Source organism: Caballeronia sp. M1242, from assembly GCF_017220215.1.
GTDB lineage: Bacteria > Pseudomonadota > Gammaproteobacteria > Burkholderiales > Burkholderiaceae > Caballeronia.
The window spans coordinates 2,922,241-2,932,255 of sequence record NZ_CP071129.1; the positions used below are offsets into that span (position 1 = coordinate 2,922,241).

Sequence of the window (10,015 nt, forward strand, 5' to 3'; positions counted from 1 at the left end):
GGTCGCTATGTTCTGTGTCCGTTGGGATGTACTGCAACCACTTATAAGCTCGCAAGTGTGCGGTCCAACGTTCCGCTCATGTATCGTGGGAGGCCTTGATGCGCGGGCTCTGGTCGAGCGGCGACTTCGCAAATCCGCACTCGGTAACGATTTCCTTGCGCGATCACGACCCACGGCTCGTCATCGAACGAAAGACTTAACTCGGACCCACCCCAGGACCGTTTCGAGGTTCCGCTCTGCCAGCTGCTTACGGCTTGCCGTTATCGGCCCTCAATTCTAGCCGAAGCAACCTTTCGCCTGCCGGCCACTTCTCGTCCTGCTGCCGGTCCACGTCGGGCAACGGAGAGTTCAAGCAACCCTCCTCAAGGCCCCCTCGTGTTCGCGTGTATGCCCACCGCAGGCGGGTCTGGCTAATGCGGCGCGATGGCCCGGCTGAGCCGTTATCCGACAACCACTCGATGGGCTGCGCGGCCTGTGTGTCGTGCCGAAGCGCTGTTCGACAGCAGCGAGCATCACGTCGCGCACGACATCGCCGCTGTGTCAGCCGGTCGTCGCCGCCCAGCTAATCGCTTCGGGGTCTTCCCGATGCATACCCGGCTACCGGTATTTCATTTGTTTCGAAAAAACGTTTGCGATATGTCTGGTCCCTCGGTAGTCTGTACAGTCGCCCAAGGGGTCTGTACGCGGAGATTCACCGGACGTGGTCGGGAGTTCGATGGCGTACTTGAATGATCCCGCTCAAAGCCCTTCGCTGGGGGCATATTTTAAAATCGCTGGTGAGCCTTACGCCCGTCTGGCGGCCCGCAGCGAGATCATACGATCCTCTTCCTCTCCACCACGAATTCCAAGGGCTCGGTACCACACCGAGCCCTTTGTCTTTTCCGCGCCTCGCACACCCCACATCCCGCGTACACTCCTCCGCAAGCACCTCGCGAGCGAGCAACGCACCATGCCCATCCAGATCCGCGAAATCGATCACGTCGTGATTCGCTGCATCGACCTCGACGTGATGATCGACTTTTACCGCACCGCGCTCGGCTGCGCGGTCGAGAAAGAGCAGCGCGATATCGGTCTCGTGCAGATGCGCGCCGGCCGCTCGCTGATCGATCTGCTCGCCGTCGGCGCATCCATCGACCGCCCGGAGAGCGGCCAGCCGGGCGCGGGCCGCAACATGGATCACCTGTGCCTGGGCGTCGCACCCTTCGATGCCGCCGCCCTGCGCGCGCACCTCGAGACGCACGGCGCGGGCATCGGCGAGGAAGCGCGGCGTTACGGCGCAGAAGGGTTCGGTCCGTCGCTCTATCTGTTCGATCCCGAAGGCAACATGATCGAGCTCAAAGGGCCGCCGGAAGCCTAAGCCTCACGCGCCCGGCGCCTTCAGCACGTTCCAGCGAATCGCCACCGGGTCGACCGTCGCGCTGCCGAGCGATGCCTCGCCATCCTGCACCGTCAGCTGCAGGCGCATCGTCCGTTCGGCCAGCTTGCCGAGCGCTTCCGCCACGCCGTCCGCGAGCGACCACACCGTCACGTTCTGCAGTCGCTCGACCTTCGCGCGCACGCCCTGCCACCAGATGTCGGCCGTCTTTCCCGCATACGCGATCACGACCACGCGGTCCGCGCGCCCGCTGGCCTTCGCTATGCGCCGTTCGTCCGGCTGACCCGCCTCGATCCACAACTGGATCTGGCCGGTGAGGTCCTTCTGCCAAAGATCGGGCTCGTCGGTATCCGAGAGGCCCTTGCAGAATTCGAGCCGCTCGTCGGCGAACAGACCGAACGCCGCGACGCGAATCATCATGCGTTCGTCCGTCTCGGACGGATGCCGCGCGATGGTCAACGAGTGATCGCCATAGTAATGACGGTCCATGTCGGCGATCTGGAGATCGGCCTTGTAAATGGTGGATTTCAGAGCCATGCAGCGATGACGCCGGCGCTCGCGACCGGCGATTCATAAGAAGTTGAAAAGCGGCACGGCGCAACGGCGAAAGCCGCACGTCGGGCGCGATGAGCCCGACATTGTGCGGCGAATCGATGTGGAATTGGAAGTGCGGATCGCGCGGTCAGCCCGAGCGGGCGACCGCGCCGTTTAAGGCACGTTGAATACGACCGCTTACTGATCGATAAAGCGATCCGCGGTCCACATGCCTTGCGTGTCGCTATTGGCGGCATTCACGAATTCGATGTCGTGGCCCACCACGCGCAGCACGCGAAAATGCGACTCCACCGGCGTCGATATGCACTCGAAGCCTTCAAAGAACTGCTGCATTTGCTGATGCTCGCCGGCTCTCGCGTGTTGATCCGCGGAATCGAATTTATCTTTCGACAAGCAGCCGTACGAATTCGGCCTGAATTTGAACGTCTGTTGTGGCTGGATGGCGTTGTCCTGCGCGTACGCCGCGGAAACCGCGACAAACAAGCTCACCACGGCGAAGACAGCACTGGCGCGTTTCTTCATGAATAGAGCCTCCGGACTCGAGCCGCGACATTAGCAACGTATATAAAACCGGTTGCGTGAACTCATGCTAAATGAGCGGCGTCGCGTTGCAAGCATATGTTGTGTGCGATTGCAACAAGACGCAATGTCGCAGTGTTTATCCCGGAGATTAGTTGCCGTCACCTTTACGACGAACCGGCCGATTAAAGGGTGAAATTGAAAATGAATTCACCGACAGCAGTGGGCCAGTGCGGCGATTTGTCTCGCTGCGCTTTTGATGCGCCGCAGAAGCGGTTCTTGTCGGGCCGCGACAACGCGCATAGCAGCCGATGGTCAGTGGCGGAAGCTAGCCGAACGGCCTATTGTCACGCACGCCGGTTCGTGGATAAATCGACGGCATTACGCAAGGAGAATTCGGAATGACGCTCGCTCAATGGCTGCCGTTTGCAATCGCTTCGGCAATTCTCGTGGCGATTCCCGGGCCGACAGTCCTGCTTGTCGTCTCGTACGCGCTCGGTCACGGCCGCAAATACGCATTCGCGACGACGGTCGGCGTCGCGCTCGGCGACCTCACCGCGATGACTGCTTCGATGCTTGGTCTGGGCGTGGTGCTCGCGGCATCGGCGGAGCTTTTCATGGCTGTGAAATGGATCGGCGCGGCTTATCTGTTCTATCTCGGCGCGAAGCTGTGGCGCGCGCCGGTCGTCGATACGGATGCCGTCAAGCCGGCCGGCGAGCTGCGCACGAGCCGCATCATGGCGCACGCCTACGCGGTCACCACGCTCAATCCCAAAAGCATCATTTTTTTCGTCGCCTTCGTGCCGCAGTTCGTGGATCCGCACGCGGCGTCCGTCTCGCAGATCGCCATTCTGGAAGCCACGTTCGTGGGCATCGCGGCGGCGAACGCGTTCGCTTATGCGCTGCTCGCATCCGGAGCGCGCCGCGCGATCCGCAAGACTTCGGTGCAGCGCGCCGTGAACCGCACCGGCGGCGCGTTGCTGATGGGCGCGGGCGTGTTCGCTGCGGCCTGGAAGAGGGCAGCATGAACGGCATCGACGATTGGACCGCCAGCGCGCGGCGCGTGTATTTCGCGCTGCTGGACGACTGGAACCGGCAGGACGCCGCCGCCATGGCCGGGCGCTTTGCCGAGCGAGGCAGCCTCGTCGGCTTCGACGGCAGCGCCATCGACGGCCGGGCCTGTATCCAGGCGCATTTGACGCCAATCTTCGCGGCGCATCCGACGCCGCTTTTCGTCGCAAAAGTGCGCGAGGTCAGGCGCATGGCGGCCGGGCAGACGCTGTTGCTGCGGGCGGTGGCCGGCATGTGGCCGCGCGGACAGGACGCGCTCGATCCGCGCTTCAACGCCGTGCAGACGCTCGTGCTTTCTCTTTGCGACGGCGCGTACGCGATCGAGATGTTCCAGAACACGCCGGCGGCATTTCACGGACGGCTCGAGGAAGCCGAAAAGCTCACGGCCGAATTGCGTGAATTGGGGCCGCCGCGCGCGGCTTGACCGCTTTACTTCCCGATGCAGAATCGGCTGAAGATGACGCCGAGCAGATCGTCGGAGGTGAATTCGCCGGTGATCGCGTTCAGGCTGTCCTGCGCGAGCCGCAATTCCTCGGCGAAGAGGTCGAGCACCTGCGATTGCTGGCTCGCGTGATCCGCGGCGAGCGCGAGATGCCCACGCGCTTCGCGCAGCGCAATAAGATGCCGTTCGCGCGCGAGGTACACGCTTTCTGCGCCGGCCTGCCAACCGGCAATTTTCAGCAACTGCTCGCGCAGCAGCGCGATGCCGTCGCCCGTCTTGGCGGACAGGTTGACTTCGCGCGCATGGTCGTCGCCTTCGCGCACGGCGGCCGGTGCGCTCGCGAGATCAGTTTTGTTCAGCACGCGGACGACCGGCACGCCTCGCGGAAAGCGGGCAGCAATGGACTCGTCGTCGGCGGTCATCCCGGTGCGAGCGTCGAGCAAATGAAGCACGACGTCCGCGCGCTCGATTTCGCCCCACGTGCGCTCGATGCCGATGCGCTCCACTTCGTCTTCGGTCTCGCGCAAGCCGGCGGTGTCGATGATATGCAGCGGGATGCCCTCGACCTGAATCGTCTGGGCGACCTTGTCGCGCGTGGTGCCCGCAATCGGCGTGACGATTGCCAGTTCCGCACCGGCGAGCGCGTTCAGCAGCGACGATTTGCCGACGTTCGGCTGGCCCGCCAGCACGACCGACATCCCCTCGCGCAGCAGCGCGCCTTGCCGCGCGTCGGCGAGCACGCGATCCAGCCGTTCGCGGATACGCGCGAGCTTGCCGCGCGCGTCGGCGGCTTCAAGAAAGTCGATCTCTTCTTCCGGGAAATCGAGGGTCGCCTCGACCAGCATGCGCAGCGTGATCACCTCCTCGACGAGCGCGTGAATTTCGCGCGAGAACGCGCCTTCCAATGAGCGGCCGGCCGAACGCGCGGCGGCTTCCGTGCTCGCTTCGATCAGGTCGGCGACCGCTTCCGCCTGCGCGAGATCGAGCTTGTCGTTGAGAAACGCGCGGCGCGTGAACTCGCCGGGCTCGGCGAGCCGCAGGCCGAAGTCGCGTCCGGCCTCGATCGCCCGTTGCAGCACGAGCTGGAGCACGATCGGCCCGCCGTGGCCCTGCAATTCCAGCACGTGCTCGCCCGTGTACGAATGCGGCGCGGGAAAGTACAGCGCGATGCCGCGGTCGAGCGCTTCGCCGTTGCCGTCGATGAACGGCACGTAGCTCGCGTGGCGCGGCGCGAGCGGCTGGCCGCAGAGCGCATGCATCGCCTGGTGCGCGGCCGCCTCGCCCGCCCGCCCGAACGAAAGCCGCACCACGCCGATTCCGCCGCGCCCCGGCGCGGTGGCGATAGCGACGATGGGATCGGTGTCGTTGGTCAGCATGGCGGCGGTCGGAGCGGAGGCGTCGGGAGGAGCCGGCATTGTATCGCGGGGATATTGATCCGATCAGCTAGGACAATTCTTGCATTATCTTAAAAAAGATACGATTCCGGTTCGCGCTGTGCAGCAGCGTATTGATTGACTAGCGGGCTAACGCGCGTCTCGCATGGCCATCCAGCTGTCGCACGGCTGACATCAGGCAAGCATTCGGTCGCGCAGACAGGATAAACGACGTCTGATACGCGCCAGATCTAGCGCAGTTGGTTGACGTATGGGCAGCGATTGCCTTGCACAATTGAACGCATGCCAACACAGCAAGAGAAGGCCGATTTCTCAGAACGGCTCAAATTTTCCATGGCCCGGTCGCCCGAGAAGATGCGAGGCGCGACCGATCTCGCGAACAAATTCAATCTGCGGTACCAGGGCGAGCCGGTGTCGCCCCAAACCGCGCACAAGTGGCTCACCGGGCGCTCGATCCCCACGAGCGACAAGCTTCAGACACTGGCTGAATGGCTGAAAGTGGATCTCCACTGGCTGCATTACGGCCCGCCGCCGAGCGGCGGCGCGCAGACTGCGCCGAAGCCGCTCGCGCGCGACGAAAAGTATCCGGCGTCCGAGGACACGTTGGAGCTTGCGTCGAAGATCGAGGCGCTGTCGCCGCATCATCGGTATCTGCTGGAGGAGCTTATCGACCAGTTTTATGGGGCGATGAAGCGGTAGCGGCGTCCGCTGCGACGAAATATTCCAATTCTGATCCGCGAGATTTATCTTGCGCCGTTTATGGCGGGAAGGCTTGCGGCGCAAGGGGCTCGGCTCGGTCCAGCTGCGGATACAAATTCGAATTCGAGATCGCAAATTCGAGTTTGGAGACGCGGACCGGAATGTCCACGACACTACCTGCATGGCGACCAATCGTACAAAACAGGACTTCGCGCGCGGCTTACGGCTGCTGGTCGCAGACGTGGCCGACACCATCCAGCGTGACGTTCCCTATTTCAAGCAAAAGCTCTTCCGCGTCGGACATCCGGACGACCTCGTTCACGCACTCGCGCATGCGGACCCGGACGCGAGCGTAACGGCTACGACCGTGAAAAACTGGTTCGATGCGAAGACGATGCCGCGGGGAAAGAATCGGACGTCGTTGGCCATGCTCCTCGGCCACCGGGGAACGATGCTGTTGGACGGTGAGGACATAACGCCGTATGTCTCGACCCGGCTGGAGGCGGCTGAAACCGTACCGGCGTTCCAAGGCTATGAACACGAGGACGCTTTTCGTCGCGATATTCGGGAGGCAACAGCCGCCGCGTACCTAGTTCTGGCCAAGCTGAACCGGCTAGATGAACGACTCGGCGACCATCTGTCCGGGAGCGCATCGCAACCAAAGAAGAAGCCGTGAAAGAAGCGGAGCGGTAGCCGACCTTCGACAGCGCCAAACAAAAACGCCCGGCAAAGCCGGGCGTTTTCCCATCCAAACCAGCAGCCAAAAACCTCAAGCCACCTTCTTCTTACGCTGTCCCATCATCCGCGTGATGTAGTACTGCTGCGCGATCGACAGCACGTTGTTCACCACGTAATACAGCACGAGACCAGCCGGGAAGAAGAAGAACATGACCGAGAACGCGATCGGCATGAACATCATCATCTTGGCTTGCACGGGGTCCGGCGGCGTCGGGTTCAGCTTCGTTTGCAGGAACATCGACACGGCCATCAGCACCGGCAGGATGAAATACGGGTCTTGCTGCGACAGATCATGAATCCAGCCGATCCACGGCGCGCCGCGCATTTCCACCGACGACAGCAGCACCCAGTACAGCGAGATGAACACCGGAATCTGGATCACCACGGGCAGGCAGCCGCCGAACGGATTCACCTTCTCGGTCTTATACAACTCCATCAACTGCGCGTTCATCTTCTGCGGATCGCTCTTGAAGCGCTCGCGAATCTGCTGCATGCGCGGCGTGATTTCCTTCATGCGCGCCATCGACTTGTAGCTCGCCGCCGACAGCGGGAAGAACACGGCCTTGATCAGCAGCGTCAGCAGCACGATCGCCCAGCCCCAGTTGCCGACGAAACCGTGGATCTTTTCGAGCAGCCAGAAAAGCGGCTTGGCGATGATCGTCACCATGCCGTAGTCCTTCACCAGTTCCAGACCCGGCGCGATGCCCTCGAGCATGCGCTCTTCTTCCGGACCGGCGAAAAGACGCGCATCGACCGTCACGCTTTGTCCCGGCGCGATGGTCTGCACCGGCTGCTGCACGCCCACGCGGTACAGGTCCGGATCGATCTTCTGGACGTAAATGTCGCGCTGCGCGCCTTCCTTCGGAATCCACGCCGACGCGAAATAATGCTGCACCATCGCGATCCAGCCGTTGTTCGCGGACGGCTCGAACGTGGCCTTGTTCTTGTCGATGTCGCTGAAATCGATCTTCTGGAAGTGCTTCTGATCGGTGTAGACAGCCGGCCCGATGAACGTGTGCGAGAAGCGCGGCGTCTCGACCGGCGTGTTGTCGCGCACGAGTTCCATGTAGAGCTTCGGCGTGACCGGCGCATTGCCGACGTTCTCGATCTTCGTATCGACGTTGATCACGTAGCTGCCGCGCGTGAACGTGTACGTCTTCACGACCTTCACGCCGCCCTTCACCGGCGATTCGAACGCGAGCGTCAGCGTCTTTGCGTCGCCCGACAGCGACGTCTGGCCCGGCACCGCCGTGAAGACGTCGTTGTGATTCGGGAAGTCGCCGCCGAGCAGGCCGGTGCGCGCGAGATACGTGTGGTTCGCGGTGTGATCGAAGAGCGTGATGTAAAGATCGGGCTGCTTGCCGTCGCCTTCCTTCAGCAGCGAGAGCTTCGAGAGCGTGCCGCCGCGCGTGTCGATCTCACCGGAATACACGTCCGTCGTGAACTTGACGAGCTGCGAAGCCGCCGTGGCGGGCGGCGTCGAGGTGCCCGGCGCGGCGCCTGCCGGCGCGTTCGTCAGTTCGGAAGGCTGCGCGCCCGGCGTGGCCGAGCCCGGTGCCGGATTGCTGGCGGTCTTGGCCGGCTGCGTCGCGCTCGGGAAGAACATCGACGGGCGCCCATGGTCGCGCTGCCAGTTGTCGAACAGCATGACAACTGACACGAAGAAGATGACCCATAGGACGGTGCGTTTGATATCCATGCGTTGTCTCAGTGTCGATCGGTAAGCGCTTTTGCGCCGTTTAGTGGTGAATGCTTTTCTTGGGCGGAACCTGCAGTCGGGCTATCCGCCTGATTGGAAGCGGATGGAGAACCGGAGCCACGGGACGGTGTCGGCACGAGATCGACGCCGCCCGCCGAAAAGGGATGGCAGCGGCAGAGCCGTTTTGCGGCGAGATACGTGCCATGCGCGGCGCCATGATACTGGATTGCCTCGCGCGCGTAGTCGGAACAGGAAGGGTAAAAGCGGCACCGGTTGCCGAGCAGGGGACTGATCGCAACCTTGTAGAAGCGCAACAACGCGATGAGTGCCGTTTGCATAAGCTTCGCGCTGCGCGCCCGGTTTGCGGTGAGAGGCAAACCGACGCGGCCCGCGCTTCATGACCCGGAAGGGCCGGATGAATCGTCGACGGCGGGCGCAGATGGCGGCGCCGCCACGGGTTCGGCCGCGCGGCGCGCTGCTTCGCGCACGGCACGGTCGAAAAGTACTTCCAGCTCGCCGCGGCACAGCGCGCCGAGCGGCGGCGAACTGGCGCTCGGCATCGCCTTGCGGTCGATTTTTGCGTGCAGCCGCACGAGGATGTCGAATCCGCGCAACTCTTCGCGACGCAGCCGGAACGCTTCGCGCGCAAGCCGCTTGATCAGATTGCGCGTGACGGCGCGCGGCGCCTGCTTTTTACCGATGACGAGCCCGAGCCGCGCTTCGTTGCCCGTGGGCTTGCCGTACAGAACGAAGTGTGGCGAACGCCGCCAGGGGCGCAAACGAAAAACGGATGAGAACTCATCCGTTTTCAGCAGCCTTGCGGCCTTGGGGAACGCGGCCGACGCCGGCAACTCGACGATGTCCTGTTTCAAGACTTCTGTGCGGCGCTCGGCAAGCGGCTCGCCACCTTCCGATGCATCCGTCTCCGAACGCGACGCGGCTGCGAGCAGCACCGTGCCTGTCTTAGATGGCCAGGCGCTTGCGGCCCTTCGCGCGGCGAGCGTTGATGACCTTGCGGCCGCCAGCGGTCTTCATGCGAACGCGGAAGCCATGGGTGCGCTTGCGGCGCGTCACGGAAGGTTGGTAAGTACGTTTCATGGTGCTCTCACTTGAGTTGAATGACCGCGCGGGCTTGGCTCCAGTGTGGTCACTGCAAGCACGATGGCCGGAGGTTCAGGAATTCTGTTTTCGCGGAACCCGCTATTTAAACCGTTTTCCTATTGACCGTCAATAGTTTAGCGCCCATCGACGGTGCAACCCGCGTGTTTCGCCCTCTTTCGGCGCGGTGATTTGACCCTGTGGATAACTCGCGCGCCGCGAGGGTTTGGCGTTAGAATCTCGCCTTACTCGCAAATATCCGCCCGCTGCTTCGGCCCGCCGTTCGCCCGCAAACCCTTGCGGCGTAAGCCTCCGGAGCATGCCTGCTTGGCCGTGCCGGGACTTGCCGAACCATCCGACGTAAGTGGACGCATTCGGCAAGCATGGCCGCAGGTGGCGCGCAGCAACCATAACGACCGCACTCG

The 10,015-nt window shown here is 62.9% G+C and carries 12 protein-coding genes and 1 pseudogene; 5 read left to right on the top strand and 8 right to left on the bottom strand.

Annotated features, from left to right (window positions below; translation table 11 throughout):
* Nucleotides 1-433: 433 nt before the first annotated feature.
* Nucleotides 434-579: pseudogene (locus JYK05_RS13635) on the bottom strand (IS3 family transposase); the annotation flags it as partial.
* A 370-nt stretch (nt 580-949) separates the two neighbouring features.
* Here JYK05_RS13635 and JYK05_RS13640 point away from each other — a divergent pair.
* Nucleotides 950-1,357, top strand: coding sequence for a VOC family protein (locus tag JYK05_RS13640; RefSeq protein ID WP_206467305.1), 408 nt, complete (start codon nt 950-952; stop codon nt 1,355-1,357).
* A gap of 3 nt (nt 1,358-1,360) precedes the next feature.
* Here JYK05_RS13640 and JYK05_RS13645 read toward each other — a convergent pair whose 3' ends face one another.
* The gene (locus JYK05_RS13645; protein WP_175938850.1) at nt 1,361-1,912 is read right to left on the bottom strand and encodes a YaeQ family protein; all 552 of its coding nucleotides are present in this window, start codon (nt 1,910-1,912) and stop codon (nt 1,361-1,363) included.
* Between the two features lie 195 nt (nt 1,913-2,107).
* Nucleotides 2,108-2,452: a surface attachment protein Sap1 gene (gene sap1 / locus JYK05_RS13650; RefSeq protein WP_175938853.1), complete on the bottom strand. Its 345-nt coding sequence runs from the start codon at nt 2,450-2,452 to the stop codon at nt 2,108-2,110.
* A 398-nt stretch (nt 2,453-2,850) separates the two neighbouring features.
* Here sap1 and JYK05_RS13655 point away from each other — a divergent pair, with 398 nt between their 5' ends.
* Entirely contained in the window at nt 2,851-3,477 is a 627-nt protein-coding gene (locus tag JYK05_RS13655; protein WP_175938854.1) for a LysE family translocator, read from the top strand.
* Nucleotides 3,474-3,944, top strand: coding sequence for an SgcJ/EcaC family oxidoreductase (locus JYK05_RS13660; RefSeq protein ID WP_175938856.1), 471 nt, complete (start codon nt 3,474-3,476; stop codon nt 3,942-3,944). The genes JYK05_RS13655 and JYK05_RS13660 overlap by 4 nt, the downstream gene beginning before the upstream one ends.
* Before the next feature lie 5 nt (nt 3,945-3,949).
* On the opposite strand, the gene mnmE is transcribed toward JYK05_RS13660, so the two are convergent.
* Nucleotides 3,950-5,338, bottom strand: a complete 1,389-nt coding sequence (gene mnmE, locus JYK05_RS13665) for a tRNA uridine-5-carboxymethylaminomethyl(34) synthesis GTPase MnmE (RefSeq protein ID WP_175940562.1) — start codon at nt 5,336-5,338, stop codon at nt 3,950-3,952.
* 300 nt (nt 5,339-5,638) lie between these two features.
* On the opposite strand from mnmE, the gene JYK05_RS13670 reads away from it, so the two are divergent.
* Entirely contained in the window at nt 5,639-6,055 is a 417-nt protein-coding gene (locus JYK05_RS13670) for a transcriptional regulator (protein WP_175938858.1), read from the top strand.
* Nucleotides 6,056-6,236: 181 nt separating this feature from the next.
* Nucleotides 6,237-6,731, top strand: a complete 495-nt coding sequence (locus JYK05_RS13675) for a hypothetical protein (RefSeq protein ID WP_175938860.1) — start codon at nt 6,237-6,239, stop codon at nt 6,729-6,731.
* A gap of 93 nt (nt 6,732-6,824) precedes the next feature.
* On the opposite strand, the gene yidC is transcribed toward JYK05_RS13675, so the two are convergent.
* The 4 genes from yidC to rpmH all read right to left on the bottom strand — a co-directional run bounded on the left by yidC (nt 6,825) and on the right by rpmH (nt 9,590).
* A complete protein-coding gene (gene yidC / locus JYK05_RS13680; protein ID WP_206467306.1) occupies nt 6,825-8,492 on the bottom strand; it encodes a membrane protein insertase YidC in 1,668 nt (555 codons plus the stop codon).
* Nucleotides 8,493-8,500: 8 nt separating this feature from the next.
* On the bottom strand, nt 8,501-8,830 hold the full coding sequence (yidD, locus tag JYK05_RS13685) for a membrane protein insertion efficiency factor YidD (protein ID WP_206467307.1): 330 nt from the start codon (nt 8,828-8,830) through the stop codon (nt 8,501-8,503).
* 57 nt (nt 8,831-8,887) lie between these two features.
* Entirely contained in the window at nt 8,888-9,364 is a 477-nt protein-coding gene (rnpA, locus tag JYK05_RS13690) for a ribonuclease P protein component (protein WP_175940563.1), read from the bottom strand.
* 91 nt (nt 9,365-9,455) lie between these two features.
* Complete coding sequence (rpmH, locus tag JYK05_RS13695; RefSeq protein WP_004198824.1) at nt 9,456-9,590, bottom strand: 50S ribosomal protein L34; 135 nt, start codon at nt 9,588-9,590, stop codon at nt 9,456-9,458.
* Nucleotides 9,591-10,015 lie beyond the last annotated feature (425 nt).

What these genes read in the sequence shown, in the direction of transcription:
- JYK05_RS13645 (WP_175938850.1), bottom strand. Translation starts at nt 1,912, where the DNA reads ATGGCTCTGAAATCCACCATTTACAAGGCCGATCTCCAGATCGCCGAC.
- rpmH (WP_004198824.1), bottom strand. Translation starts at nt 9,590, where the DNA reads ATGAAACGTACTTACCAACCTTCCGTGACGCGCCGCAAGCGCACCCAT.
- yidD (WP_206467307.1), bottom strand. Translation starts at nt 8,830, where the DNA reads ATGCAAACGGCACTCATCGCGTTGTTGCGCTTCTACAAGGTTGCGATC.
- JYK05_RS13670 (WP_175938858.1), top strand. Translation starts at nt 5,639, where the DNA reads ATGCCAACACAGCAAGAGAAGGCCGATTTCTCAGAACGGCTCAAATTT.
- mnmE (WP_175940562.1), bottom strand. Translation starts at nt 5,338, where the DNA reads ATGCTGACCAACGACACCGATCCCATCGTCGCTATCGCCACCGCGCCG.
- JYK05_RS13675 (WP_175938860.1), top strand. Translation starts at nt 6,237, where the DNA reads ATGGCGACCAATCGTACAAAACAGGACTTCGCGCGCGGCTTACGGCTG.
- JYK05_RS13655 (WP_175938854.1), top strand. Translation starts at nt 2,851, where the DNA reads ATGACGCTCGCTCAATGGCTGCCGTTTGCAATCGCTTCGGCAATTCTC.
- JYK05_RS13660 (WP_175938856.1), top strand. Translation starts at nt 3,474, where the DNA reads ATGAACGGCATCGACGATTGGACCGCCAGCGCGCGGCGCGTGTATTTC.
- sap1 (WP_175938853.1), bottom strand. Translation starts at nt 2,452, where the DNA reads ATGAAGAAACGCGCCAGTGCTGTCTTCGCCGTGGTGAGCTTGTTTGTC.
- yidC (WP_206467306.1), bottom strand. Translation starts at nt 8,492, where the DNA reads ATGGATATCAAACGCACCGTCCTATGGGTCATCTTCTTCGTGTCAGTT.
- JYK05_RS13640 (WP_206467305.1), top strand. Translation starts at nt 950, where the DNA reads ATGCCCATCCAGATCCGCGAAATCGATCACGTCGTGATTCGCTGCATC.